The sequence below is a fragment of the Marinococcus salis genome (assembly GCF_054971365.1).
This window is the reverse complement of record NZ_JBQOJB010000002.1, coordinates 14,096-39,246: the sequence shown is the minus strand read 5'-3', so window position 1 is coordinate 39,246 and position 25,151 is coordinate 14,096. Positions and strand designations below refer to the sequence as shown.

Below are 25,151 nucleotides of genomic sequence, written 5' to 3'. Positions count from 1 at the left end.
CAAATTAAGATTTGAGTTCCACAAGTCATGTAAACGCTTATAAACGGATATACACGTTTTCATTCTTTGAGCGTATTTTTATATTCATACGCATCAAGGAATAAATATTCACGTTTATACATGCCATTCATAACGGCCTGTGCCAGTACGGGCGTCTGTCATCCGCTCGATCATCGTAATTTTTCCGTCTTTTCGCACCGTGAACAGTGTCTGGCATCTCGTTTTGTATTCAGGCAGATCAATAAACATTGAGGACAGCTGCTTTTCAAGCTGTTTGTCTATTCCCGTGTCCGGCAGGTCCTGGTCGGCAGCAGGCTCTGCATTCCGCATCGCCGTGAAAAAGCTTTCAGGGTGGAGCGTGTTTTCTGAAGAAGCAAGCAGCGTTTCTATTTGTTTTTTCGCTTTTTCCACCTTTGGCCACGGAGTGTTCAGGGAGGCGTTACTGAGAGCGTGCACTCCGGGAGTAAGACGCTCCACATGCGGGCCGTCTTTGTGGTTATGTAAATAAAAAACTTCTTTCCCAGAGCCGGCGATCATGTTGAACCCTCTGTATTCATTCCGGTCCTTCTGTACCGCTTCAAGAGCCTGTTTCGTTTCATTCCGCAAGAAACGCAGCGGCAGATGGCCCCGTGATTTTTCCCCGGCTTCCATTCCAGGTCTGCGGATATTTGTTACTGCTGCGAACCGTCCGGAAAGGCTGCCCCCCATCCATGTTCCGCCCTGCTTTAAATCTTTGCCTGCAATAATGCCTTCCCCCTGCCACTTATGAAGACGTTTGGTCGGCCTTTCTAAAAATTCATCCCGGTTAGAAACCACGACAAGCGGAAACCACGGGTGTGCCTGGTGCGCCAAAGCAATTAAACACATGCCATTCGTTCCTTTCTTATTCCAGCGGATACTTTCTCCACTCCGGATCTGCATCATCGTCTGTCGCTTCGATTCTTTTTCTTTTCGTATACACCGCAAATAATTCCCTGTACCTGGAAATAGCGGACTCCCCGAATTTCCAGCTGAGCATAACTGTACGCCCGTTCGCTTTTGCCGGGAGATCAATTTGCCCGTTCTGAACGCTGCGGACAAACACGTATTTCGTCTCGAGCTGTCTAATAAGATCCCGTGTCTGCCATTCTAAAAAATCAATGGCTGCCTCGAGCAAAAATACCTCTTTTTCCCCGGCGTCCGCTGCAGCCCGTCTCTTTCTGTATGTACGATGAAGAGTGTCCTGCAGGTATTTCAGGTAAATTATTTCTTCGTGGAACCATGGAATTAATGTATTTGCTTCTTCCAGTGAATAGTATTTGCTGAACATGGCAATTCTCCTTGGACACGCTTTCCTGCTTCTGCTCCCTAATTTATATACTGCTTCTATAATATGTTACAAAAAATTTTCAAAATTGCAAAGGAAAATGATTTGTTTTACATGCCCGGGCCCGCCTATATTAACGAACATTTTTTTACTATTGCCCGCTCTAATGCTAAACTATAAGTATTATACTTCCTGTTCATAAACTATTGTTAATGACATACGATATATAAATAAAGGCCCCGTGGAATTAACTATTGAGGAGGAATCTGCATGACTGATGCATCCAATACGAATCAAGAAGATTTAACCCCCTCCACAAGCGAAGGGAAAAGCAGGGTAGAAGCTGAAAAGTTTATCGAGCGTTTCAAGAATGAAAAGGATTCAGACCAGCTTGTCAGCACACTCGGCGGCCTTGGGGAAACGGAACAGCGCAAGGCTGGTGATTCTCTTGAAGCACTAAAGCGGCCTGTCCGTGAAATGATGGATCAAAAAGACAATGAACTTCCTGATAAACTTCATGAATTAAAAACGGTGGTAGGCGAGCTTGAACCAGAATACCTGAAGGAAGGCCGTTTCCAGAAAACGCTGAATAAAATTTTGCGCCGGGACCCAGTAGAGCAGTATGCAAAAAAGTATGAAACTGTGGAATCCCAGGTGGACAATATTATTCATGGCCTTCTCGCCGGCAGGGATAAGCTGCAGGAAGACAATGTCATGCTTGAAGAATTAAGAGAAACTGCCATCAAGCGTATTGAAGAGCTCGAAACACAAATTGAAACCGGCAAACAGCTGAACGCCATGCTCGAAGAAGAAATGCTTCAAGAAGAATGGCGGGATAATCCGGCAGCTATTCAAAAAGGCCAGCAGAAAGTGATCTCGCGGGTAAAAAACATGACGCAGGCAGTGATGGTTCTGCAGCAATCGATTGCCTCGATTGACCTGATCGTTGACAACAATGGAAAGCTCGAGGAAGCGATTTTTAATGCTATTACCATGACCAAAAACATTGTTACCGTCACCGCTTCCATCCAGCTTGCTCTCGGCAATCAGCGGAAAGTGATCAATGCGGTGCAGAGTGTCAACGAATCCACCGAAAATATGCTTACCAACAATGCACGCATGCTGAAAGAAAATACGGCTGACACGCTGAAAACACTTGAGGAACCGGCTATTGCCCTTGAAACGTTTCAGCAGGCTTACCAGGATGTGTATGAAGCCATCCAGATGACCGAGCAGTCCAATGAGCGTATTGTCGCATCAAGCAAACAATTTATTTCTGAAATGGACGAACTGAATAATCAAATGAAACACAAGCTGTTAAACTAATATGATAGACACCAATGTATAGGACGGTGAATCACTTGGCTAACAAATGGTTCGAACACCCCTGGATCGAGCGCTTCCTGCCGGACCATATGCGACCGGTGGATGATCATATCTTCTCCGACAGCCACGGACTGTTTATCGTGGAGGAAATGGAAGCAGCGATCGACCGGGTGATTGCCCGGGCGGAGGAACTCCGTCAGTCAAAGCGCCTAAAGCGCGAAAACGAACTTTTTTTGTTCCGCATGAAGCTGACAGCCCGGCGCATCCGCATAACGAGCTCCGAAAAAGAAAGGTCCCAGGCGGCCATTCAAAAAACAGTGACGATTGATTATGTAAGAAGTACTGATGGGCATACCCCGGCTTTTTTGCGGGAAGCGCTGGTGCATTATATGAAGAATGGCAAAATGCATGCCCGGAACATTGAAAAATCTTCCTATTTTCAGCATATTTTTCGAAAGCTTGAAATGCTTGATTATACCCTGCAGGGCCGGGCTCCCCGTGATATTCAGCTGCACACGGCCGAGCCGGTCCAGACAGAAAAAGCCCCCGAAGAAACACCGGTGAAATGGCATGCAGCGCTCGACCGGTTTTACCAGCACTATGTAGTTCAAGACGCTAGTATCCCGCCAGACATCCAACAGGAAATCCAGCAGATTGCTCAAGAGCTTGAAGAGCTGCGCTCCACGTCTTCCCTGCAGTTTGACGTGGAGGAGGAGTACCTGGTAGAACGTATGCTCAGCCGAGAAATACCGGATTTAATCGAAACGTACCGGCTCCTTGAACCGAATCACCGGCACGAGCAGCACGATGCGCTCCTGCAGGCGCTTGAAGCGATGCACAGACGAATTGGCTCACTTCGCATGGAACAAAACGATGTCCATGCCCGGAAGATGCGCCAGCTGTTGAAGATAAACGAAAAAAGATACCGGCAGGAAAAGAAATTTTAAAGGAATAAAGCGAGGTTCACTATGAAACGACAAGAAGCATTTGAGCACCAAGGCCGCCCCGTGGTTGTCGATTACGGCAGATCCGGGGCCTATTATGGTATTTTGGAACAAACTTCCGCCGCTCCCCGTAAAATATGGGAAGGCCGTGTCCGGATCCAGCAGGCCCACCGTCTTCCAGAAGTAGAAAAAAAAGAAGCAGTCCATGAATTTAATTTAGAGACTATCACCGCTCCAGGCACTAAAATTTACGCGGCTGATGAGCGTACTCCTGCCTCCTATGAGCATTCCGTCGTCCAACTGCTGGAAAAAGAAATCTCTTCCCCGCTCGTATCCTACAGCGATAAAAAAGAGTGGAAGCGCCTTTTGCACTCACTTTCCGTTACCTTTACACCGGAGCCGAAAGAACCACAGGAAGAGTCTTATATTTATTACGAAATTCACCGTTCGAGAGGAAATGTGTTTCTGCGGGAGGCGCCAAACGGCCAGGCCCTCGACATTGAAGACTGTCCATTCGAACTTGAGATTTCTCCGGCAGGTCTTCCGTGGCGCCGTGCAGTACATTATTACGATATGTATTTCCGCAACGATCACGGACAAATTTTCGAACTCCAGGAGCACGACCATGTCCGTATTCACAGTGATCAATTCCGCCCGTTTGCTATCTTTCTGAATGAGCTTGAAGACCCTTCCCGCTATAGCCTGGTTAAAAATATACACTCTAACGGCTTCAGCAAAGAGGATCTGATTGAGTGTCACAATCACCTGCTGTATCAATTGATGCAGGAGCCCGAAGAGACTTCTTTTACCGGAGTGAATTTTTTGTATTTCCGGAAACAGCAGTCCGTGCTCATCGTCCAGCACCATTATGAGCGCATTCTGCACGCAGAGGATGAGGACTATGTGTTCGACCGTTTTGAGATTACCACCGATAAAGGAGCCCGTAACCTGTTTATTTACACTAACTCGTTTTCCTGCAGGCAGTAATTATAACCATGCACAAAAAGGCTTTTGAACTGTGGTTCAAAAGCCTTTTCTTTGTGTTTTAGCAGCAGCGCTATCGCATGCCTTCTGGTACCAGGAAAAATAGGCCGCTTCGTCTTGTTCATCTACATCCCGTAAATAAACTGTCCTTCCGGTCACGCTGCTGATAACCGAAGCTGAAATTGTATACAGCTTCCGTTTCCGCTGGAAAAAGGACTGGGTGTTTTCCAAATATTGAATACGCCGCTTCGGTACGAAGTTATATATAGCACTCCAGGCTCTTTCCCGGACAATCAGCTGCTTTTCTTCCACCTTCATGCCGGATCCTTTGTAGCACATCCATCCCCACCAGGTGAAAAAGAACGGCACTACGGCTGCTGTCCAGCCATAAGGCACCCAGATGGCTGTTGGAATGAAGACCAACCACCAAAAAACCGAGGCCCGGAACATGTATCTTCTTGCAGCCCGTTTCGGCAGTTTGTTTACCTTTTCCGGAATCAATGCCGTATCGTCAATCTGCTTCATAAAGGTATGTAACTGCTTTTGGTGAATAAGCGGCAGCAGCATGATCGAATTCTGGCCCCGTTCGGTACTTCCACCAGCACTGTCTATATACACCGCCCACATCCCGAGCGCCTGCCTGGCTGGATTACTGATAAAACGAATACACGTTATCCGGTGCATTTGAAGCGTAATCTGCTTTCTTTCGAGAAGCCCCCATGTGATTTCAAGATCATTTCCGGTTCGGTTCACTTCGAAATTTCCGTGCTGCACGAGCGTCCATGCAGACGAGACGAGCCAGCTGAGCAGTGCTGTCCCTAACAGTCCCCCGATAATAAACCAGTAGCTCAGATCAATTAACACACCAATCGACTGCTCCACCCACGCATCGGGAAGAAGATTTCCCACTTGGGAATACAAGCCGGCTAAAGCAGCAAAAATGAGGCCTGCGCGCCCGGAGGTGAGCCCGGCTATGAAAATGGCCCGCATCGGCACTTTCCAGGAAAATGCCGGTGAAGCCGGCTCCGGGGCTGCCTCCTCCCCTGAATAATCTTCTTTTTCTTCTTCCGCCGAAAGCGGGGATTTTTGGATGAGGGCTGCCTGAATCATATCTGCCTCTTCCCGACGGATCGCCTGGACCGACGCTTCCGCTTCTGCTCCACCGCCCGCTGTTTCAATATTAAGGCGGACAAGGCCGAACATCCGCTGAATGATGCCTGCAGTAATGTCTACCGATTGGACACGCTGGCTGCGGATAAAACGTTCCTTTTTCACAAAAATGCCGTAGTGAATCTGAAGCTCTCGTTCTATTAAACGGTAACGAAAAAAAACCCATTTCATGATGCTGCTGATGATGATAAACAGAACTAACAGCAAAAAAATCCAGTTAACTGGAAGCGGTCCGGAAGCCGTGCTTCCAGCAAAAAACGTAATAATCAGCGGAAAAAGAAAATCTTTCAACTGACGAAAAAAAACGGTTACAATAGCTGCCGGGTGCATGCGTCTCCATTCATTCATCGTCATCATCCGTTCCAGCTAAAAAGGCTATGCGATTTCGCAGCTCCGGCGCCGTCTCTTCTTTAAGAGCCGGAATTTCATGCATACCGGCTGCGGTGGAGATGGTGACGGTGGAAAGCCCGTAGCGCTTGTAAATCGGCCCCTGAGCTGTGTCTACATGCTGGATGCGCACCATCGGAATCAGCACGTGCTTAGAGATAATGACGCCGTACTGAAGCTCCACTTCCGTTTCGTATACCTCGTAGCGCCAGCGCTGCCATTGCCATTTCGGCAGCGCCCAGGCGTACCAAACAGAAATAACAATTAAAAACCCAAGGACTCCGCCGAGAGACCAGCGGAGCCATTCCGGCCACCCGAACCAAATGGCGATCACAAGTAAAGCAAGAGGGATGAAAGAAACTACAGCCATTTCAATCATCCCCTTGAAGCGCCAGACCGTCAGCGCGTCTTCAGATATACGCTGTGACGGAGCCGGCCTCGTTGCATTTTCTTCCTCATAGATGCCATCATTCATTCCTCATCCTCCACGTAAATAATCGTGACTCCTTCGTCCTGCAGCACTTTCAGCACTGCGTTGTTCAGCGTTTCATCACGAAGAAGGCCAAGAGAAGCGGCCAGCTCAAGCTCTTTTAAATCGCCATTTTCAGCGTCCTCAATCAGCTCGAGCACTTCCTCCATATTTCGTTCTTCAAGCTGCTGTCGTACTTCTGCTTTTGTCATCGTTCAGGCTCCTTCCCTTCTCTATTACGACCTGGGTTTTCGCTCCTGCTCCATTTTCTCACTCATCTGCTTCCAGATGGACCCTTTTGCTTCTTTCCCGCCTTCAATTCGTTTTAGTGCGAGCTTAATCTGCAGATCCACTTCAAATTCCGGGTCCCCGCTGGCTTCTTTTAAAGCCTCCACGGCGGAACTGTCACCTACTTCATATAAAAACATTGCCGCACGCCAGCGCACCAGCTTGTTTTTGTCCTTCAGCGCTTCAATCATGTCGGGGATGCCCGCAGGGTCCCCCAGATCAGAATACGTGTCTGCTGCTGTTCTTCGCACGGTGACAGACGGATCCTGCATCGCCTTTTGCAGATCCGGAAGTACCTGAGGATCTTCAAGCATGCCTAAATACACGACGGCGAGCCGGCGAATCGCCGGTTTTTCATCTGCAAGCCCTTTTTGGATGACCGGAAGATCTTCCATGGAAGGATCCATCTGGTCAAAGGCTGCATAGCGCTGTTTCCAATCCGGCTCCTCCATCATCTCCATGGTCACTTTTTTAAACTTCGGCTCTGTTTCTTCCGCTTCCGGCGTATTCGCGATTCGCACCAGCCGTTTCAGCCGTTCATCGGGATAAGCAGCAGCAATCTCTTCTGCCATGTCGCTGCCTATCTGTTCCAGATCCTGGCCGTAACGAACCCCGTAATCCTCCCATTTGCGCTGCATCACGATGTTATCGTCTTCAAGCTGGGCTTCAAACGCAGCGGTCTGAAAGCGTTCCGGCAGACCCTGGCGTTTTTCTTCCTCGCCAGCCAATAGTTTTATCTGCATCGGGATGTTTTTAAACATCTGTACCTGTGCCTGTACTTCCCCGAACGCTTCCTGCGGCTCCTCCGGCTCTTCGGCCGGCTGCTCCACCTCTTCGCCGAATGCCTGGCGCACCTGAGGGAGCAGCTGCTCCCAGTCGGCTTTTGGATAACGCTCGAGGGCCATAAAATCAGCGACGTGATACACACCTTTAATGCCTTCGATCTCCAGCAGCTGCTGGATCGGTGCCGGTGCGTCTTCTTTATTTTCCGGTTTATAATTGCCTGTCGTTCCAGCAGGCAGCGTTTCGTTAACATTCAGCTTCATCGTATGAGGACTCGGTGTTGGCTCAATGGATGTAATATGCATGATTAATCTCTCTCCTTTAAAATAACGTCCCGATTTGCACGTCTGATTATAGCACAGGAGAAGCCTCTCCTGCCAACCGGCTTGTGCATTTGCATTCCAAACCAGCCCGCTATTCTGATACACTATAATAAGATTGTTTTAAAAGCTCATGAGGAGGTTATTACGTTGCAAATTGCACTTCTTTCCGACGTCCATGGCAATGCACGAGCGTTAAAAGCTGTATTAAACGACCTGCATGCCTTATCAGTAGACCATATGTATATGCTTGGCGATCTTGCTTTTCGCGGACCGGAGCCGAAAAATTCTATTGAAACCGTTCAGTCCCTGCCTGCAAAAGTACTGAAGGGAAATGCAGACGAATGGATTGTCCGCGGCGTGCGCGAGGGGGAGGTGCCTGAAGCTAAGCGCTCTATTATGAATCAGGAGAGAGATTGGGCACTCGAGCGACTCTCCAGCAATGACATTAAATACTTAGAAGAACTTCCTGAGTCATTTCTCGATGACTATGAAGGCTTCCGCTTATTCGCCTTCCATGCGGTGCCGGGCAGCCTGTTCCCTCCAGTGCCTGTCGACAGTGATGCTTCTGTTTTTGAAGAATCATTTTTCCAGAAGCAGGAGGCAGACATTTATGTATACGGCCATGTGCACACTCCATCCATTCGAAAAATAGGAGCGAGATGGGTAATCAATACAGGGAGCATCGGCCTGCCCTTTGACGGGGACCCAACACCGTCCTACATTCTTTTGACTATCGAAGACGGAGAAATCATCCCGGAAATCCGCCGGGTGCCTTATGATACTGATGAAGTTTTAGCACAGTTTGATGCTAACGATTATCCAAACAGCGACCAGGTAAAACGCATTATTTCTTCTGGACGCCCGCCAAAATGAAGCTTATCCAATATATGCAAAAAGCCCGCCGTCCGCGGCGGGCTTTTTATATGCTGTTTACCTTCTGCAGGCTTTGCATAATATCAATAAATGATGCTTTATCTCCGTATTGGGCAACAATGTCGCCTTGTTCATCAATAATAAACGTACTCGGCACACCTTCGCATTTATAGCGTCTGTACGTATCCACGCCTTCGTCCTGAAGTACCGGGAAACGATAATTGTTGTTTTCCACATACATTTCAGGATCTTCTTCCCGCCGTTCACGGCCGGTTACGTTAATTGTAACAAACTGCAGCGGACTGTCTACGTTCATTTGTTCATAAAACCGGTTTTTCTGCACCAGATCCGCGGAAGAATCCGGGCACCAGGATGCCCAGAACGTTAACAGTACCGGCTTTCCTTTCAGCTGTTCCAGCGACCATTCAACGCCGCTCGACATTTCTTTGAGTTGAAACTGAGGGGCCTGCATGCGAATCCTCCTTTGATTCTGTCAAATCTTTTTTCAAGTATGAATGCAGCTGCTCGAGCAAATATGCGCCCGACTGCATTTTGTACAACCGCTGCTTTTCTTCTCCACTAGCAAAAACCATTAAGCACGGCACGCTCTGGATCTCGAGCTGCCTGGCCCGCTCAGGAGCGGTGTTAATATCTACTTCCAGAAAAGAAGCACCGGCATACAGTTTTTCTATCGGTGCAAGCATCCGTTTTGCCAGCTGGCACGTGCCGCACGTCGGGGAGGTGAACAGGACCACCTGGCGTCCCTCCCGCGCTTTTAGCATCTGCTCAAGCTGTTCGCTCGTTTTTCGTTCCAATTAGTCCTCCCCGCTTTATCTCCCAGACTTTACCAGCTGGCTTCTTATAAAATGCCCGGCTGGCGCGGCCTGGTCTTTTTACTGCGCACGAAAAGCTTCGACAAGCGCCTGATTGTAAGCTGGAATATCCGGCGGGCGCTGGCTTGAAACGATATGGCCGTCTACGACTACCGGGTCGTCTGACCATACTGCGCCTGCGTTGGTCATGTCGTCCTTGATGCCTGGCGTGCTTGTTACATGAACACCCTTCAGAATCCCTGCTGAAGCAAGTACCCACCCGGCATGGCAAATTTCACCAATGATTTTTTTATGGTCATTCATATACCGTACAATCGAGAGCACTTCACTGTAGCGGCGGAGTTTATCCGGTGCCCATCCTCCGGGCACCAGCACACCGTCGTAGTCTGCCGGGTCCACGTCGGCGAGCGCTGCTTCAGCTGCCGCCGGCACGCCGTGTTTTCCCGTGTACGTTTTGCCGTTTTCTTTTCCGGTAAGGAGCACCTCAGCGCCTTCTTCACGCAGCCGCATGACCGGCACCCACAATTCTAAATCTTCAAAGTCGTCTTCTACAAATGCAATAATTCTTTTGCCCTGCAGTGTCATGATGATTCCTCCTTTATCGTACTTTTAACAGCTAGTCCGCAGGCTGCAAAGTTACCCGGCGGATGTCCGGCTTCACATCCCACAAATCCTTGGCCGCCTGAAGCGGCTGTTTTACGCAGCGCCGTTTTACCTCAACGGTAAAAGGTTCCGTAAACGGAAACGGCTGCAGAACTACCGTCTCTTCATCTTTCCAATGGGCCTGGATCGTTTCATGATTGAGCGAGTCGAACGTCTGGCGGAGGCCGTCCCGAAACCAGGGAACCTCCTGTTCTTTGGAAGCCCCCGGCGTATTCATGCATATATAAAGAGATAAGTCGTCAAAAAACTGAAGCAGATGAAAATGCTCAGCTGCCATCAGAAAATTCCACTGCCAGCCGACAATCAGCCGCTGCTGGCGGGCAATTTCTTCCTGCATAAAAGCGATTTCCTCCGGCACCTCGGATTCTTTAAAAAACGAGCCGTAATGGCTGCTGAGCAGGTAAGCCTGGTACGGATCTTCCTCTTCAAGAGCATTAATAGTATTTCGGTAGGCGCCAAGCTTCGGCGGCACCGGGTAATGCACAAACGATACCGGCCACCCGTTTTCATCAAGCATCGGTTCTTCATCCAGTGTTTTCCAGGCATCGTCGTGCCTGGAGGTGGCCTGAAGCGCTGAAGGCCAGGATGGCTGCTGTTTGAATGTTTCATGGTGCCAGTATTTCATGCACTCTCCCGAAAGAGCCGCGTGCTCCTGCTGCATCATAACCTCTACCCAGCCGTTCCGATTCTCGCTGATCATTGTATCCGCTCCTTTTCTGCCCTTGTACCGTTTTTAAATTAGGAAATTAAACAGTGTTTCTTCTTTATTGATTTCCGTATATTTGATGCCACGGTCTTTCATCCTTGTCAGCAGCTTGTCGTAGTCCGAAGGGTAAGTCACTTCAATACCGACAAGCGCCGGCCCGTTGGACTTGTTGTTTTTCTTGTTGTATTCAAAGCGGGTAATATCATCATCCGGCCCAAGCACGTCGTGTAAAAATTCCCGTAAAGCGCCCGCACGCTGCGGAAAATTCACAATAAAGTAGTGCTGCAGTCCTTCATAGATCAATGATTTCTCCCTCATTTCTTCCATGCGGCCGATATCATTGTTCCCTCCGCTGACAATACAAACGACCGTTTTTCCTTTGATTTCTTCTTTATGGAAATCAAGAGCTGCAATCGACAGGGCGCCTGCCGGTTCAGCCACCACCGCATTTTCATTGTACAGTTCCAGAATAGTGGTGCATATTTTGCCTTCAGGCACGAGCGTAATGCTGTTAAGAAGATCCTTACATACATCATATGTCAGTTCTCCCACCCTCTTTACTGCAGCTCCGTCTACAAATTTGTCGATGTAGTCGAGGGAAACGACGCCCTGATTTTCAATGGAGGCCTTCATTCCAGGTGCACCGGCCGGCTCACAGCCGATGATCTTCGTGGAAGGAGAAATGGAGTTAACATATGTGCCGACCCCGGACACAAGCCCTCCACCGCCAATACAGGAAAATAAATAATCGATCGGCTCTTCAATATCATTCATAATTTCCATCCCGACCGTGCCCTGTCCGGCGATCACTTTTTCATTGTTGAACGGGTGCACAAATTCCATGTCGTGCGCTTCCCCGTAAGCATTCGCTTCGTAATAAGCGTCGTCAAACGTGTCTCCTGTAAGTACTACTTCCACATACTCCTTCCCAAATAACTTCACCTGGGAAATTTTCTGGCGCGGAGTCGTATTAGGCATGAAAATATGGCCCTTTACCTTCAGTGCCTGGCAGGAATACGCCACCCCCTGGGCGTGGTTACCAGCGCTTGCGCACACGACGCCATTTTCAAGCTTATCCTTAGGAAGGCTGCTCATCATATAGTACGCTCCGCGAATTTTAAATGAGCGCACCACCTGAAGATCCTCCCGTTTTAAATAAATATTGGCCCCGTAACGTTCAGAAAGCACCTGGTTTTTCTGCAATGGGGTATGCGTTACCACGTCTTTCAGCGTTTGATTTGCAATGATAATGTCTTCAATGTGTATATTCCCCATACAAGCAACGTTCCTTTCTACTAAGCGCGCCTTCACTTTAGGTGTGAATGCCCGGTTAACATGATTATTGTAAATGCTCGAAAGCGGCAGAGATCTTCTCCGCCGCTTGTTGCTCTCGTTCAAACCCTTACTATTATAACATGAATATGCACACTGAAAAGCCGTGCGTTTTCAGGCTTTGCCTGCAGGGTACATAAATGATAATTCCGGCATTTCTTTATCCGTCCCGATCTTTGGTATAATGTATTTAGTGCAATTCTTTCAAATCATAAAGGGGGATTTTTCATGAACGATATGCTGAAAAAAGGATTTTTTCTCGGACTCGGAGCGGCCTCATATGGACGGGAAAAAGTCCAGACATACCTTGATGATCTGGTGACCAAGGGAAAGATTACCCCGAGGGAAGCAGACGAATGGAAAGAAGAAATGATTCAACGAGGATCGGTGCAGAGCGATTCCTGGAACAGCCAGGCGAAAAACTCCTTCGAAAATCGGGTGGAAAGCATGGGCATCGCAACAAAACGGGATATTGAGCGGCTTGAGCTAAAGCTCGATGCCATTGAAAGGGCGATGAACAATTCTGACCGCGAATAACCGCAAATTTTAATTAAAGGAAGGAACGCTTCATGGCCATAACAAAAAGTATCCGGCACGCAAATCGATACAGAAAAATTGCTACCACTCTTGCGAAACACGGCTTCGGATATATTTTGCAGGAAGTGGGACTTTTTCATATTCTTTCTCTTCCTAAGCGGATCATGTCGGATCCCAACGACTGGAATACCCAGTCTATCGGGGTCCGCCTCCGGCTTGTGGTGGAGGAGCTTGGCCCTGCATTCATCAAACTCGGCCAGCTTGTAAGTACCCGGAGGGACATTTTTCCTCCGTCCATTGTCGATGAACTTGCAAAGCTGCAGGATCATGTGCCGCCGTTTCCGTATGAAACAGCCAAATCGGTAATCGAGCATGACCTTCATGAACCTCTTGGCAACATTTATTCCTATTTTGATGAAATTCCTATAGCCGCTGCATCAATTGGCCAGGTACATAAAGCAGTACTTCATGACGGACGGGATGTTGTTGTAAAAATCAGCCGCCCGCATATTAAAGAGATTATCGAACAGGATATCGATATTCTGCGGGATCTGGCCCGTCTCCTCACTCAACGATTCCAATGGGCCCAGTTTTATCAGCTTCAGGATGTTGTAGAGGAATATGTTGCTGCCATACGGGACGAATTTGACTATTTTACCGAAGCACGCAATGTAGAAAAAATGGCACGGGCCCTTCAGCACTTTGATTCCGTTCAGGTTCCTGAAGTTTATGAAACCTGGTCATCACGCCGCGTGCTGACTATTGAATATATCGAGGGGTATAAACTCTCCGAGCTTAGATACGCCACTGTTGAATTTGATAAAAAGAAGCTCGCTCACCATCTGGTGGACTCTTTTTTACACCAGGTGCTGCGTACCGGTTTTTTTCATAGCGACCCCCATCCCGGGAATCTGCTTTTTAAAAGGGGAAACATTGTTGCCTACATTGATTTCGGGCAGGTCGGCCGCTTAAGCAAAAGCATGCGCAGACAGTTCATTAACTATGTTATTGCCATGACGAGGCAGAACACCCGGGATGTAGCGGCTGCGATCTATGAAATGGCCGACTTTCCGGAAGATATGGATACAGAAATTTTTGAAGAGGACGTAGAATACCTTTTATCCAAATATTACGAAACACCTTTTAAAGAGATTGAAATCGGCGCAGCCATCAACGATGTATTTTCCACCTCACACCGATATGGCATCAGCATCCACAAAGAATTTACGATGCTTGCCAAAGCCATTATTACGATTGAATCCATTGCTACTGAGCTCGACCCGGACTTAAGCATTGTGGAAATTGCCGAGCCTTACGGCAGGATGCTTGTAAAAGAACGGCTGAACCCGCAGGACCGGATCGAGGATGTATTTCGCGAAGGCAAAGCACAGTTTGGCTATATCCGCGAGCTGCCGAAGGAAATTCGTTCTGCATTGAAAAAAATTAATGATGATGAACTCGGCGTCGATGTGCGCATGCCCCGCATAAATATTTTAATGAACAAGCTTGATCGGATCGGCAACCGCCTAAGCTTCAGCGTCATCTTACTTGCGTTTAGCATCGTGATGGTCGGCTTGATCGTCGGCTCTACGTTCGGGGATAACAATTCAATCCTCGTTCAGCTCCCAGTCATCGAAATCAGCTTTATTGTCGCGTTCTTTTTGTTTGTCTGGCTGCTGTACGCAATTTTCCGATCGGGGCGTTTCTGATGCATTTATATAAAGCAAAGCTGCCGGCTTCCTGCCGGCAGCTTTATTATTTCATCCACCTTATAAAGTATTTGGCTCTTTTTCAATTGGAAGGTCCGGATAGGAAATCCAATCACTCCAGCTTCCATTATAAAGACGCACCTGTTCGATTCCAGCCTCTCTCATGCCGAGTACGTTGACGCAGGCTGTAATACCCGAGCCACAGTAAGAAATAACTTCATCAAATCCCTCGAGTCCCCGGAAGTGGTCACGCAGCTCACCCTGGGATTTCCATGTGCCGTCTTCGCGAAGTACATCCTTCCAGAAATAATGATAGGCACCGGGAATATGACCAGAAACTGCATCCACTTCTTCATTTTCTCCAGCATAGCGCTCATAGCTTCTCGCATCCACGAGGGCCACGTGTTCGTTTCGCAGCTGCTGCTTTACTTCTTCGAGATGGACCAGCTGGTTCGGCTCGCGGTCTATTTTCATCTGCTTCATAAGCGGCGTTGGGATTTCCTCTGTTGCCGGGAACCCTTCTTTCACCCAGTGAGTATAAGAGCGGTCGAGGACATATGTATTCGTATGGCCTGCATACTGCATCAGCCACCAAAATCTAGCTGCCCCCATGCCTCCCTGGTCGTCATAAGCTACCACGGTCGTCTGCATGTCTATTCCACGCTCTGACAAAACCTGGGCGAAAAAGTCCATATCCGGTAATGGATGGCGCCCTCCGTGAGTACCTGCCTGGGCAGATAGATGCTTATCTACATCGATAAAGACAGCACCGGGAATATGATCTTTAACATACGCTTCATGCCCCGCGGCTGCATCTTTCAGTTCAAACCGGCAGTCCACCACCCGGACGTGTTCATCGCGGCGGTGTTCATCCAGCCATTCAGAAGAAATTAGAAAGCTCAACTTACTCTCCCCTTTCTAGGATTCCTGTTTTAACTGCGTTTGAATGCTATTTAGAATAAACTCCACAGCCTGCAGCGTTTCCTTGAACTGTTTTTCTTTTGTTGTCCGCTGGTAGGCCTGGAGAGAGGCATTCATAATGTTATCGTACGTATCCTCCATCTGGGATTCGTGCAGGTACGGATAGCTTGTCGTCTGCACCCAGGCAGAAGCCTCCTCTTTCCATACATCTGCTTCCCCTTTTACCTTGTCGACAAACGGCTTCACTTCCTCGTAAAAATCCGGACGGTCGTCCCGTTCCTGTACCTCGTAAAAAACCTGTTCCGCTTCGTCCATCCGGCGCTTCATCTGGTCGCAGCTTTCGAAAAGCCCTGGCATCGAAAAACCCCCTTTTGATACAAAGAACGCTTCCCTTTTCAGGAAAGCGAATATTTTATGAAGTGCTCTCTTCCTGCTCCTGCTGATTGCTTACCCTTTGAGCAACTGTTTCCGGCTGAATGGCCGACAGCAGCACATGGTCGCTGTCCGACAGGATGATGCTCCTTGTTTTCCGTCCGTTGGTTACATCGATAAGCATTTTTCTTTCACGTGCTTCCTGAATCAAACGTTTTGTCGGGGCAGAATCAGAGCTCACAATTGAAATTACCCGTTCTGCCATCACCATATTGCCAAATCCAATATTAATCGGTGTATCGCTCATGCTATCCCCTTCCTTTCTCATTCTTTTCTATCCTAACACGAACAACCAAGGCTTTGTCTATCATTGTAAGCACAGGAAACATAATTCCCGGCAGAAATTATGGTAAAATAGCAGAAGGCAGTAATTTTTAGAAAAGGAAGATTCCTATGGCTTACCGCTACCCCAATGGAAAAGTATACCGCCCGAACAAAAACACTCCCTCCCGGCAGAGCCCGCCGGCGGAAAAAAGCTTTGCCAACCGCGGCATGACACTTGAAGAAGACATTAATGAATCCAACGATTACTACATTGCACGTGACATCGGAATCATACATAAAAAGCCAACGCCCGTACAGATTGTCGATGTGCATTATCCGAAGCGAAGCGCTGCACGCATCACCGAAGCATATTTCAAACAGGCTTCCACCACAGATTATAATGGTGTTTTTGCCGGGCGTTATATTGATTTTGAAGCGAAAGAAACGCGCAATAAGACAGCCTTTCCGCTGCAGAATTTTCATGATCATCAGGCGGAGCACATGCATAAAGTCCAAAAGCAGGACGGTATCGCATTTGTGCTTCTCCGTTTCACTGTACATGGGGAGACGTACCTGTACGACGCTTCCCGGTTTCTTCACTGGTATTACGGCCAGTCGAAACGAAAATCCATTCCTTATAAGGAACTTCAGGAACACGGGCATCCGATCCCGCTCGGCCTTCATCCAAGACTCGACTATTTAAAGACCGTGAAGGACGTTTATTTTCACTGAACATACGTGTAACAAAATAAAAATTTGAACGTCTAATGCCTGGGTACACAGAACTAGATGCTATGCACAACGAAAGGACGAACGTCAATGAGTGACAATTACCGGTCCCGCCGGGAAAAACGAACGGCCGACCAGAAGAACCCTAAAAATAAACAAAAGAAAAAGCGCAAACGGCCGCTTTGGCAGACATTCATTATATGGGCGCTTTCGCTCATGCTTGTCTTCATGACTGCCGGTGTCATTATTGTCGCTTATATGATCAATCAGGCCCCGGAACTAGACGCGGAAGCGATCGTTTTATCGGAGGCTGCTACGGTATACGACCAAAACGATGAAGAGATTGCCCAGCTGCAGAACAGCAGCAACCGGGAACTCGCCGACATTGAAGAAATGCCCGACTATGCGAAGGAAGCATTTATCGCGGTAGAAGACGAGAGGTTTTACAGCCACTTCGGCATCGACGTTCAGCGGATTTTCGGTGCATTATGGGCAAATGTTACTGACGGTTTCGGCTCCCAGGGGGCTAGCACTATCACCCAGCAGGTTGTGAAAAATGCGTTTCTTTCCCCTGATAAAAATATATCGCGTAAAGTCCAGGAGCAGTATTTAGCCATCAAACTTGAGCAGCAGTACAGCAAGGATGAAATTCTCGAAATGTACGTCAATCTAATCTATTTCAACCAGGGAGCCTACGGCATCACCCAGGCCGGGCAGACCTATTTTGGAAAAGAGGATCCAGGCGAGCTCACGATCGCAGATGCTGCTCTTCTAGCCGCTATTCCGCGCCGGCCTACGTATTATGACCCGGTGCAAAATCCGGAAAATGCCGAGGAACGAAGAAACCAGATTATTTCTATGATGAATGAACAAGGCTACATTACCGACGAGGAAGCGGAAGAAGCTTCTAGTACCCCGGTAGATGAACAGCTTAACTACCAGCCGCCGGAAAACGGCGCCGCCTATGACTCCTTTATGTCTTACGTCCAAAACGAGCTTGAAGACTTTGACGGCATTGAGGCATCTGATATATACACAGCTGGCCTGAAGGTCTACACGACGCTTGATACTGAAGCACAGGAACAGGCGGAGGAACTCATTCAAAGTTCAGATGCGCTCGACAGCTTTCCAGACAATGAACAGTTTCAGATCGGTTTTACACTGCTTGATACCCAGACCGGAGCAGTGAAAGCCATTGTCGGCAACCGTCAGAGCCCTGATACGGCAATGAGCTATAATTTCGCTACCGACCCCAACCAGCCAGGCTCCACTATCAAGCCTGTCCTGGATTACGGTCCGGCTATCGAAAATATGCAGTGGTCTACGTACCATCAGATCGAGGATGAAGAATACCAGTACCCGGACACAGACACCGACGTACGCAACTATACCCGGGACTACCGGGGCAGTGTCAGCATGCGTGAAGCGCTGACGGATTCCCTGAACGTCCCTGCAGTAAAAACGCTTGAGGAAGTCGGCCTTGATAATGCCAGGTCGTTTGCCAACGGTCTTGGCCTTGGCCTTGAGGACGTCTACTATGGTTCAGCTCTCGGCGGGCTTGAGCAGGGGGTTTCCTCTGAGCAGATGGCCGGGGCCTACGCCGCTTTCGGAAATGAAGGGGTTTATAACGATCCTCACTCTATCCGGCGGATTGAGTTTCCGGATGGACGGACGATTGACTTTGAACCAGAGCAGGAGCAGGCGATGGAGGACTACACTGCCTATATGATTACAGACATGCTAAAAGACGTTATATCTGAAGGCACCGGCACCGGCGCTCAGATCGACGGTCTCCCGCTCGCCGGCAAAACTGGCACAACCAACTTTACAGAGGACGAAATGAACAGCCTGAATATCCCTGATGGCGGTGTACCAGACGTATGGTTTAATGGTTACACTACAAATTATACAGCTTCTGTCTGGGCGGGCTTTGAAAGCCGGTCGGAAAATAATTATCTTGTAGACGGGCAGACTGAAGCTGCCAAAGATGTTTTCCGCGAGATCATGCAGCAGGTGAGCAGCGGCATCGACACTCCTGACTTTGAACAGCCCGATTCTGTTGTGACAGTACAGTTGAATGAACAAACGGGGGAACGGGCTACATCCAGCACCCCGGACGCTGAGACAATTACGGAGCTGTTTGTAGAAGGTGAAGTGGACGTCCAGGTTACTGAACCATCCCCTGAGAATGAATCGGAAAACGGGAGAGCACCAGAGAATGAAGAGCCAGCTGAAGACAACAGCTCTGACGAAACTGAAGACAGTCAGAGTGATCCCGAACCGGCAGAGGAGCCAGCTGAAGAAGCTGATGAGAACCCAGAAGACACACCAGAAGACACACCAGAAGAAAACCCAGAACAGAGCCCGGAAGAAAGCGGTGGAACTGAAGAGGGGACGCCGGCAGAGGAAGATTCCGGCACCACAGAAGAAGGCCGCGAAGAAGAAACAGACACAGGCAGCGAAGCCCCGGCCGAATCTGAATCAGATGCCGGCGGGGAAAGCGGTACCGGCGGCAATAACGGGGACGAGGACACCGGAGATTCCCCACCGGAGTCAGAGACCTCCGAACCTGCGGAGCCAGAGGATAGTGCGTCTGAACCGGAAGAAGAAGCCCAGACAAACGAATAATAAACAAGAACCGCACGCCTTGTGGGCTGTGCGGTTTCTTTTATATATGAACCTCATTTTCTCTTTTAACCAACGGCGCAAGTTTTTCCCATTCTGCCTGCAGCACGGTGTAATAGCTCTGGTCATACCATGTGGACAGTCGCTCGAATTCCCTATTGAGAGCCTGGCTGTGTTCAGCATAAATATATTCAGAGGCCGCCCCGATGCCGGCTTCAATGTTTTCTTCAAGCTCCTGGACTATTTCTTTCGTTACTTTTGCTGCTTCATTTTGAACTTCTTCTCCGTAGACCTCTTTCAGGTTTTTTATTTCCTGATGCACAAAGAAATCCTTTGCTGAGCGAAAATACGTTTCAAATGCTTTAGGCTCCACCTCGATACCGAGCGTTTTTTCTGCTTTCGGAATAAAAGAGCGGCTGGCATCGGGAACCTGAAACATTGGGAAATCTTCCCGGACGTTTCTGTACTGTTCTTCTATTTCCTGCTTCAACTGCCGCTTCATTAATTCTTCAAGACGGATAAACGCTGTTTCTCTTTCCTGGCCGGCCTGCACCAGCAGCTCCTCTTTAATTTCAGTCAGCCGTCCGGCCAGCTGCCTTCGCTGTTCTTTCCGGGTAGCCCCGTCGATAGTAACTGGGTTCACGGCTTTGTTAAAGTAGTCCTGATAAAATAGATAGAGACGCTTACGCACATGAATCAGCCGCTCTTCGGTGTCTGAGGCGAGCTCTTTTCGCAAACGCTCCATATGAAAGCGCTCCGGGACTTCTTTGTACTGCTGAAGCTTTTGCTTTAGCCGTTCTGCTTCTGCAGCGACACTTTTTGCATCGTGCTTTTGTACCTGCAACGCCCGCTCGAGCTGTTCTTTTAAATTGAGCGCCTGCTCGACGACATACTGCTGCTGCACCACAAGCAGCTCCTGCCAGATCTGTCCGGACAAATAATTTTCAAAGGCTGAAAACATCTCGTCTTCTTCGCCCTGCTGTTTTGCCTCCAGGCCGCGCTGGCTTGAAACAGGCAGCAGAAACGGGGCCTCAAACCCGTTCCGGCGCAGCTGTCCGCGCACATGATTGACGACCTGCCGGCGCTCATTGTCATCTCTTGCCAAGTCGGCGGCATTGATCAGGAAGTACAGTTTATTTTGTTCAAATTCCTCATTTGCCCGCGAAAGCTGCTGGATAAATCGTTCATCGGCATCTGAGAATGCATGATTGAAGTACGTAACGTAAAAAATAGCATCCGACCGGCGTAAATGATCAAACGCGACATTGGTATGGCGCCCGTGGATGGAATTAACCCCTGGCGTGTCGGTTAATACAAGTCCCCGGTTCGTCCAGTAGCTCTCATAATAAAGCGTTACCTGTTTGACGAGACATGCTTTTTGTTCATCCGCCACCCAGGAGCTCCAGTCCTCCATATCGATGGTACGAATTTCGCCGAGCGAGGAATGATGTTTTTTGATGCTTTCCTGCAGGGTGTACATATACTGACTATATGTTTCCATCCGGGCGTCGCGGGTCCGGTTTGGCTTTTTCCATTTTTGAATGGAGGCAAGCGAATACTGTTCCCCAAGCTCTTTTGATACAGCCTGGATTTCCTCGTCCAGAAAATCTTCATCTTTCAGCTGCAGAATAACCGTGCCATGCGTGTAATCATTCTCCGGCGCACGGACAATATTTACAGCAGCCGTTGTCGGATGCGGTGACACGGGGAGCGCCGGAGCGCCAAGAAGCGCGTTGATAAAGCTCGATTTACCCGCACTGAAAGCGCCAAACACTGAAACATGAAGCTCCTGGTGCTGCAGATTCTCACATAGACGCTGCAAATGCTTCTTTTCTTCTTCAATTAACGGAGAATCAGAAGAATCGGCTGCGAATGCTTCCACCATCTGAATTTCTTCTTTGTACGAAGGAAGTTCCTTTTGTACTGGAGAAATACTCTCCTGTTCTTCTGTCGTTTCTTCCTCCTGCGATATAATAATTTCCGGAACATCGAAAGGCGCCTCTTCGCTCATCATCTGCCGGATTTCCTGCTCCCATTCCCGCCGGGAGGCTACGCTTTCCATCTGGCGTTCGAGCCGGGTGATTTCCTGATTCAGCCGTTCTTTTTCCTCTTGCCAGCCTTTTTGCAGTTCATTTAGTTTCGTTTGCTCCTCTTCCGACAATACCGGGCCTGCAGTTGAGGTAAGCACCCGTTCTTTTTCTTCGAGCAGTGCCTCCGCCTGATCTTTAAAGCGCCGGGTAATTAAAGCGGCGAGCTGATCGGTCACTTGAAATACATACTGCCTTCCCGTTTCCCCATCCGGGATAAACGCTTCCAGGTCTTTACGTCCGAGTTGAACATCAATATCCTGCACACGATCTGTAAAAGCAGCGCTATAGGAAGAAGCGTCCTGCTTCTCAGGCTGCAGCAGTTCACGCACGTGAAACGTCAGTGACGCTTTAATGTTCTCATTTATATCTGCCAGCAGTGCTTCTGCCCGCTCCTCTCTGGCTTGTTCCGTTTTCCGTTTTTTATTAAACAAGGACCCTGCTTTGAATCCGGGCTGCCAGCTTTCAAGCCAGTCTCTTGCTTTATCCACAGTGGATGCTGGAAACAAATGTGCCTGGTCCAGTGTTCGTTTCCATTCCCTGAACCACTCGTTCCATCTTTCTTCACTGTCAGGCTGAGCGCTATCGTCAATAAGCTGTGCAGGAATTCCGGCGTGCTCTGTCCGTTCCTGCCAGTCTTCAAGGGCTGTCTGCTGTTCCTCCCGCAGCCTGTCGCGGATTCGTGACAGCACGGTCTGGCGCATCCGTTCCTCACTTCGTTCGAGCAGTTCGCTTCCGTGATACAGGAGGCTTCGCACGTGGGCGGCAAACGTCTCCAGCTCGTTATCCGGGTACTGCTCCTCGCGCATAGAAATATAATACGTCGCAAGCACGTGCACCTGATTACGTTCAAGCGTTGCGGCAATCTGGTTGCGGTACGCCCGCAGCGTTATTTCTTCTTCCCGGTGCTTGTCCATCTGGTTGACAACAAAAATAATCGGTTTGCCCTCTGCCGTCAGCTGCTGCAAAAACCGGATGTTTGTTTCCGACTGGGCATGGTTATAATCTGTAACATAAATAACAGCGTCGGTGGCCAGCAGTCTCTCCATTGTCACTGCCTGGTGCAGTGGATCCGTCGAATCCACTCCCGGGGTGTCCACCATCCGGCTGTGAGGCCCTAAAAACGGCAGGGGGGCCCGCATACGGATAGAACGGATATCCGCTCCATCCCGTCCCCACTTTTGCACCTGCCCCCACGGAATATCGTCTTCCCAGGCTTGGATTTGACCTTCGCGCGTCTCAACTTCAAGGCCAAGCTCCCCGTTTTCAATCGATATAATATTGGCGCTTGTTGGAATCGGACTTGCGGGCAGCAGTTCGTTTTGAAGCAGGCCGTTTAATACAGTCGACTTCCCAGCTGAAAAATGCCCGCAAAACGCAGCTTCAAAATAAGGGCGCTCAATCTTTTCCTGCACCTCTTTAAGCATGGCGGTTTCTGCCGGATCCAATTGTACGTCTGTCTGCAGCCATTGTTGTTCCCAACCGCTCGTATATGCCATATTTTACTCCTTTATCATTCGTGATTTCGGGATCGTTTTGCCAGCGCTTCTTTTTTCTTCACTTCTGTATACAGCTCCTTAAGCTGCAGGTAGGAATGAAAATAATTCGGATACTCAAGCAGAAAGCTGAGCCTTTCCTCTACGTTGATCGGCTTATGGGCGAGCTTTCTGCTTTCTGCGATCAATTCTTCCGGCTCTGCAGAAGGCACCGGCCGCTCGTTCATCCAAAACAGCATGCACAGCCAGTGGGCGAGCCCACGTCTCATGTAGGGAGCCGCCTTTTCCTTGTCTCTTTCGTCCCAGCATTCATCCAAGAAAGGCAGATGCTCTTCCCACCACTGTATAAATGTTTTGATATGCTGGTTAATGTTTTCCTGCCACGGCGGAGTACCGGCCAGTCCATTTTCATAAGCAATCTCATACCAGAACGGGTGACGAAGCGCTAATATCTGCTGCCCTTCCGTTTCGTCTGCTTCGATTTGCGTTACGGTATAAAAAATTTCGTGCTGAAATGACGCTGGAATTTGTATGTTCACCATGCTGCACCTTCTTTCCGCATCCGTTTTTGTCCTTCCCTGCAGTACTCAAGCACTGGACAGGACGGACACTGTGGGGCCTGGGACTTGCAGTGATAGCGGCCGAAAAAAATAAGCTGGTGGTGCATCTGTGACCACTTTTCCTTTGGCAGCCGCTTCATTAATGTCTGCTCTACCTGGGTAACGTTGTCTTTCCATCTGCATATGCCTAAACGTTTGGCCACCCGCTCCACGTGTGTATCCACTGCAATGGCCGGCACACCGAAGGCTACCGATGCTACCACGTTCGCCGTTTTTCTTCCGACGCCGGCAAGTCCAACCAGCTCTTCCTGCGTTTCCGGGACACGCCCGTCATGTAACTCGAGAAGAGAGGCTGAAAGCTTTTTTAAATTTTTTGCTTTGTTACGATAAAGTCCAATGGAACGAATCGCCTGTTCAATATCCTCAAGTGGAGCATGGGCAAAATCTTCCGGAGAGCTGTACTGTTCAAACAGGCCGGGAGTGACTCTGTTTACCAGCGCATCAGTCGCCTGGGCGGAGAGCACGACCGCTACCAGCAGTTCAAACGGGTTGCGGTGATTCAGTTCACATTCCGCCTCCGGAAACATGTGCTCGATCCGTTCAACCACAACTTGTAAATCTTTATTCGTCAATGCCATTTTTTTCTCCTCTACTCTTTATCCAGCCAGTTAATATTAGGGTATTCGGGCAGTTTTTCCGACTGGGCCGCCTGCGTACGCCTTCCGCCTTTTTGTTTAAACTGTTCGGTCTGCGCTTTAGCGTCTTCTTTGGTTTGAATGCCTTTGCGTTTCCACTCGTGCAGCATCCTGTCCATGTAGCGAAGGCTGAATTTCTGATTCATGACCGCTTCTTTCAGCGCAATCTGAATCATATCCGGCGAATAATGATCCTGATCGAGCCAGACATTAATCGTTTCCCATTCCATTGGGGAGAGCGGCCGGGAAAATTCCTGCTCAATGTTTTGAAACAGATGCTGCTCTTCGATCTGCTCCCCTTCACTGGACGGAACTTCAGCCGTAAGAGCCTGGCGGAAAAAAGGGTAGAGCGAATATGATTCCTGGCGCACTGCCTCGCGTTCGTATTCGTCAATCTGCAGCAGGTTCCGCTTAATCATTGAGCGCAGGCAGCCGGCGCATTCATTTTCATCCATGCTCATTTTCTCTGCCAGTTCCTTCGGTGTTGGTAGCGGCACGTTGTTTTGGCCAAAACGGTAGATATGCAGGAGCATCATTGCTTCTTTTTCATTCAGCCCCACCTGATGATATTTGTCCAGAATAATTACTGGAATGGAAAGATGACCATGCATTAGTGCTTCTATTTCTTTATCCTTGTTCATCTGTTTGTCCTCCTCTTCACCCGGCCGGCCGTCGGCAAAGTGCATAAAGGAAAACCCCCGGGACGGGG

At 48.9% G+C, this 25,151-nt stretch carries 26 protein-coding genes; 8 read left to right on the top strand and 18 right to left on the bottom strand.

What is annotated here, in order from left to right; translation table 11 throughout:
- Positions 1–114 precede the first annotated feature (114 nt).
- Together ACTTK6_RS02030 and ACTTK6_RS02025 are read right to left on the bottom strand one after the other, a co-directional pair.
- On the bottom strand, positions 115–924 hold the full coding sequence (locus ACTTK6_RS02030; RefSeq protein ID WP_094908071.1) for an NRDE family protein: 810 nt from the start codon (positions 922–924) through the stop codon (positions 115–117).
- Positions 884–1,309, bottom strand: a complete 426-nt coding sequence (locus tag ACTTK6_RS02025) for a DUF2203 family protein (protein ID WP_462832500.1) — start codon at positions 1,307–1,309, stop codon at positions 884–886. The genes ACTTK6_RS02030 and ACTTK6_RS02025 overlap by 41 nt, the downstream gene beginning before the upstream one ends.
- Before the next feature lie 267 nt (positions 1,310–1,576).
- Here ACTTK6_RS02025 and ACTTK6_RS02020 point away from each other — a divergent pair, with 267 nt between their 5' ends.
- Genes ACTTK6_RS02020 through ACTTK6_RS02010 form a run of 3 tightly spaced genes read left to right on the top strand, consistent with a single transcriptional unit; the run spans position 1,577 to position 4,563 of the window.
- Positions 1,577–2,632, top strand: coding sequence for a toxic anion resistance protein (locus ACTTK6_RS02020; RefSeq protein WP_462832499.1), 1,056 nt, complete (start codon positions 1,577–1,579; stop codon positions 2,630–2,632).
- Positions 2,633–2,667: 35 nt separating this feature from the next.
- Entirely contained in the window at positions 2,668–3,579 is a 912-nt protein-coding gene (locus ACTTK6_RS02015; protein WP_462832498.1) for a hypothetical protein, read from the top strand.
- A gap of 21 nt (positions 3,580–3,600) precedes the next feature.
- Positions 3,601–4,563, top strand: a complete 963-nt coding sequence (locus ACTTK6_RS02010) for a DUF2777 family protein (protein ID WP_079476541.1) — start codon at positions 3,601–3,603, stop codon at positions 4,561–4,563.
- Between the two features lie 36 nt (positions 4,564–4,599).
- On the opposite strand, the gene ACTTK6_RS02005 is transcribed toward ACTTK6_RS02010, so the two are convergent.
- From ACTTK6_RS02005 to ACTTK6_RS01990, 4 genes are read right to left on the bottom strand one after another with little or no spacing between them, the layout of a single operon-like run.
- Positions 4,600–6,078 (bottom strand): PH domain-containing protein, encoded by a 1,479-nt coding sequence (locus ACTTK6_RS02005; protein WP_158219082.1) that lies wholly within the window; start codon positions 6,076–6,078, stop codon positions 4,600–4,602.
- Positions 6,071–6,592, bottom strand: coding sequence for a PH domain-containing protein (locus ACTTK6_RS02000; RefSeq protein ID WP_094908077.1), 522 nt, complete (start codon positions 6,590–6,592; stop codon positions 6,071–6,073). The genes ACTTK6_RS02005 and ACTTK6_RS02000 overlap by 8 nt, the downstream gene beginning before the upstream one ends.
- A complete protein-coding gene (locus tag ACTTK6_RS01995; protein WP_079476544.1) occupies positions 6,589–6,798 on the bottom strand; it encodes a hypothetical protein in 210 nt (69 codons plus the stop codon). Before ACTTK6_RS01995 ends, ACTTK6_RS02000 begins: the two co-directional genes overlap by 4 nt.
- Positions 6,799–6,822: 24 nt before the next feature.
- Entirely contained in the window at positions 6,823–7,962 is a 1,140-nt protein-coding gene (locus tag ACTTK6_RS01990; RefSeq protein ID WP_462832497.1) for a conserved virulence factor C family protein, read from the bottom strand.
- Positions 7,963–8,127: 165 nt separating this feature from the next.
- Here ACTTK6_RS01990 and ACTTK6_RS01985 point away from each other — a divergent pair, with 165 nt between their 5' ends.
- Positions 8,128–8,853 (top strand): metallophosphoesterase family protein, encoded by a 726-nt coding sequence (locus tag ACTTK6_RS01985; protein ID WP_462832496.1) that lies wholly within the window; start codon positions 8,128–8,130, stop codon positions 8,851–8,853.
- Positions 8,854–8,899: 46 nt separating this feature from the next.
- On the opposite strand, the gene ACTTK6_RS01980 is transcribed toward ACTTK6_RS01985, so the two are convergent.
- From ACTTK6_RS01980 to ilvA, 5 genes are all read right to left on the bottom strand, one after another.
- A complete protein-coding gene (locus ACTTK6_RS01980) occupies positions 8,900–9,325 on the bottom strand; it encodes a TlpA family protein disulfide reductase (RefSeq protein ID WP_079476547.1) in 426 nt (141 codons plus the stop codon).
- On the bottom strand, positions 9,279–9,668 hold the full coding sequence (locus ACTTK6_RS01975) for a thioredoxin family protein (protein ID WP_079476548.1): 390 nt from the start codon (positions 9,666–9,668) through the stop codon (positions 9,279–9,281). Before ACTTK6_RS01975 ends, ACTTK6_RS01980 begins: the two co-directional genes overlap by 47 nt.
- Positions 9,669–9,746: 78 nt before the next feature.
- Positions 9,747–10,271, bottom strand: coding sequence for a type 1 glutamine amidotransferase domain-containing protein (locus ACTTK6_RS01970; protein WP_079476549.1), 525 nt, complete (start codon positions 10,269–10,271; stop codon positions 9,747–9,749).
- Positions 10,272–10,302: 31 nt separating this feature from the next.
- A complete protein-coding gene (locus ACTTK6_RS01965; RefSeq protein ID WP_462832495.1) occupies positions 10,303–11,049 on the bottom strand; it encodes a DUF3891 family protein in 747 nt (248 codons plus the stop codon).
- 33 nt (positions 11,050–11,082) lie between these two features.
- Complete coding sequence (ilvA, locus tag ACTTK6_RS01960; protein WP_079476551.1) at positions 11,083–12,330, bottom strand: threonine ammonia-lyase IlvA; 1,248 nt, start codon at positions 12,328–12,330, stop codon at positions 11,083–11,085.
- A gap of 285 nt (positions 12,331–12,615) precedes the next feature.
- On the opposite strand from ilvA, the gene ACTTK6_RS01955 reads away from it, so the two are divergent.
- Positions 12,616–12,924 carry a phasin family protein gene (locus ACTTK6_RS01955; protein WP_079476552.1) on the top strand — a complete coding sequence of 103 codons (309 nt, stop codon included), beginning with the start codon at positions 12,616–12,618 and terminating at the stop codon, positions 12,922–12,924.
- 32 nt (positions 12,925–12,956) lie between these two features.
- Positions 12,957–14,633: an ABC1 kinase family protein gene (locus ACTTK6_RS01950; RefSeq protein WP_079476553.1), complete on the top strand. Its 1,677-nt coding sequence runs from the start codon at positions 12,957–12,959 to the stop codon at positions 14,631–14,633.
- A gap of 60 nt (positions 14,634–14,693) precedes the next feature.
- Here the strand turns inward: ACTTK6_RS01950 and ACTTK6_RS01945 are convergent, their stop codons facing one another.
- From ACTTK6_RS01945 to ACTTK6_RS01935, 3 genes are read right to left on the bottom strand one after another with little or no spacing between them, the layout of a single operon-like run.
- Entirely contained in the window at positions 14,694–15,536 is an 843-nt protein-coding gene (locus tag ACTTK6_RS01945; RefSeq protein ID WP_462832494.1) for a sulfurtransferase, read from the bottom strand.
- Between the two features lie 15 nt (positions 15,537–15,551).
- On the bottom strand, positions 15,552–15,911 hold the full coding sequence (locus ACTTK6_RS01940) for a DUF1798 family protein (RefSeq protein WP_079476555.1): 360 nt from the start codon (positions 15,909–15,911) through the stop codon (positions 15,552–15,554).
- Between the two features lie 55 nt (positions 15,912–15,966).
- Positions 15,967–16,233 (bottom strand): DUF370 domain-containing protein, encoded by a 267-nt coding sequence (locus tag ACTTK6_RS01935; protein ID WP_079476556.1) that lies wholly within the window; start codon positions 16,231–16,233, stop codon positions 15,967–15,969.
- Between the two features lie 146 nt (positions 16,234–16,379).
- Between ACTTK6_RS01935 and recU the strand changes: the two genes are divergently transcribed.
- Positions 16,380–16,982: a Holliday junction resolvase RecU gene (gene recU, locus ACTTK6_RS01930; RefSeq protein ID WP_079476557.1), complete on the top strand. Its 603-nt coding sequence runs from the start codon at positions 16,380–16,382 to the stop codon at positions 16,980–16,982.
- Positions 16,983–17,069: 87 nt separating this feature from the next.
- Positions 17,070–19,607: a transglycosylase domain-containing protein gene (locus ACTTK6_RS01925; RefSeq protein ID WP_462832493.1), complete on the top strand. Its 2,538-nt coding sequence runs from the start codon at positions 17,070–17,072 to the stop codon at positions 19,605–19,607.
- A gap of 40 nt (positions 19,608–19,647) precedes the next feature.
- Here ACTTK6_RS01925 and ACTTK6_RS01920 read toward each other — a convergent pair whose 3' ends face one another.
- The 4 genes from ACTTK6_RS01920 to ACTTK6_RS01905 are packed head-to-tail and all read right to left on the bottom strand — an operon-like array spanning position 19,648 to position 25,128.
- Positions 19,648–23,190 carry a dynamin family protein gene (locus tag ACTTK6_RS01920; RefSeq protein ID WP_462832492.1) on the bottom strand — a complete coding sequence of 1,181 codons (3,543 nt, stop codon included), beginning with the start codon at positions 23,188–23,190 and terminating at the stop codon, positions 19,648–19,650.
- A gap of 14 nt (positions 23,191–23,204) precedes the next feature.
- Complete coding sequence (locus tag ACTTK6_RS01915) at positions 23,205–23,729, bottom strand: YpoC family protein (RefSeq protein WP_462832491.1); 525 nt, start codon at positions 23,727–23,729, stop codon at positions 23,205–23,207.
- Positions 23,723–24,385 (bottom strand): endonuclease III, encoded by a 663-nt coding sequence (nth, locus tag ACTTK6_RS01910; protein ID WP_079476561.1) that lies wholly within the window; start codon positions 24,383–24,385, stop codon positions 23,723–23,725. Before nth ends, ACTTK6_RS01915 begins: the two co-directional genes overlap by 7 nt.
- Before the next feature lie 11 nt (positions 24,386–24,396).
- Positions 24,397–25,128 (bottom strand): DnaD domain protein, encoded by a 732-nt coding sequence (locus ACTTK6_RS01905; protein ID WP_079476562.1) that lies wholly within the window; start codon positions 25,126–25,128, stop codon positions 24,397–24,399.
- Positions 25,129–25,151: the final 23 nt, after the last annotated feature.

Excerpts from the sequence above, each read along its gene's own strand:
- ACTTK6_RS01980 (WP_079476547.1), bottom strand. The coding sequence starts at position 9,325 with ATGCAGGCCCCTCAGTTTCAACTCAAAGAAATGTCGAGCGGCGTTGAA.
- ACTTK6_RS01940 (WP_079476555.1), bottom strand. The coding sequence starts at position 15,911 with ATGCCAGGGCTTTTCGAAAGCTGCGACCAGATGAAGCGCCGGATGGAC.
- ACTTK6_RS01965 (WP_462832495.1), bottom strand. The coding sequence starts at position 11,049 with ATGATCAGCGAGAATCGGAACGGCTGGGTAGAGGTTATGATGCAGCAG.
- ACTTK6_RS01905 (WP_079476562.1), bottom strand. The coding sequence starts at position 25,128 with ATGCACTTTGCCGACGGCCGGCCGGGTGAAGAGGAGGACAAACAGATG.
- ACTTK6_RS02010 (WP_079476541.1), top strand. The coding sequence starts at position 3,601 with ATGAAACGACAAGAAGCATTTGAGCACCAAGGCCGCCCCGTGGTTGTC.
- ACTTK6_RS01920 (WP_462832492.1), bottom strand. The coding sequence starts at position 23,190 with ATGGCATATACGAGCGGTTGGGAACAACAATGGCTGCAGACAGACGTA.
- ACTTK6_RS01970 (WP_079476549.1), bottom strand. The coding sequence starts at position 10,271 with ATGACACTGCAGGGCAAAAGAATTATTGCATTTGTAGAAGACGACTTT.
- ACTTK6_RS02030 (WP_094908071.1), bottom strand. The coding sequence starts at position 924 with ATGATGCAGATCCGGAGTGGAGAAAGTATCCGCTGGAATAAGAAAGGA.
- ACTTK6_RS01955 (WP_079476552.1), top strand. The coding sequence starts at position 12,616 with ATGAACGATATGCTGAAAAAAGGATTTTTTCTCGGACTCGGAGCGGCC.
- ACTTK6_RS01990 (WP_462832497.1), bottom strand. The coding sequence starts at position 7,962 with ATGCATATTACATCCATTGAGCCAACACCGAGTCCTCATACGATGAAG.
- ACTTK6_RS02020 (WP_462832499.1), top strand. The coding sequence starts at position 1,577 with ATGACTGATGCATCCAATACGAATCAAGAAGATTTAACCCCCTCCACA.
- ilvA (WP_079476551.1), bottom strand. The coding sequence starts at position 12,330 with ATGGGGAATATACACATTGAAGACATTATCATTGCAAATCAAACGCTG.
- ACTTK6_RS02000 (WP_094908077.1), bottom strand. The coding sequence starts at position 6,592 with ATGAATGATGGCATCTATGAGGAAGAAAATGCAACGAGGCCGGCTCCG.
- ACTTK6_RS01915 (WP_462832491.1), bottom strand. The coding sequence starts at position 23,729 with ATGGTGAACATACAAATTCCAGCGTCATTTCAGCACGAAATTTTTTAT.
- ACTTK6_RS01935 (WP_079476556.1), bottom strand. The coding sequence starts at position 16,233 with ATGAGCGATACACCGATTAATATTGGATTTGGCAATATGGTGATGGCA.
- ACTTK6_RS02005 (WP_158219082.1), bottom strand. The coding sequence starts at position 6,078 with ATGAATGAATGGAGACGCATGCACCCGGCAGCTATTGTAACCGTTTTT.
- nth (WP_079476561.1), bottom strand. The coding sequence starts at position 24,385 with ATGGCATTGACGAATAAAGATTTACAAGTTGTGGTTGAACGGATCGAG.
- ACTTK6_RS01995 (WP_079476544.1), bottom strand. The coding sequence starts at position 6,798 with ATGACAAAAGCAGAAGTACGACAGCAGCTTGAAGAACGAAATATGGAG.
- ACTTK6_RS01925 (WP_462832493.1), top strand. The coding sequence starts at position 17,070 with ATGAGTGACAATTACCGGTCCCGCCGGGAAAAACGAACGGCCGACCAG.
- ACTTK6_RS01950 (WP_079476553.1), top strand. The coding sequence starts at position 12,957 with ATGGCCATAACAAAAAGTATCCGGCACGCAAATCGATACAGAAAAATT.
- ACTTK6_RS02025 (WP_462832500.1), bottom strand. The coding sequence starts at position 1,309 with ATGTTCAGCAAATACTATTCACTGGAAGAAGCAAATACATTAATTCCA.
- recU (WP_079476557.1), top strand. The coding sequence starts at position 16,380 with ATGGCTTACCGCTACCCCAATGGAAAAGTATACCGCCCGAACAAAAAC.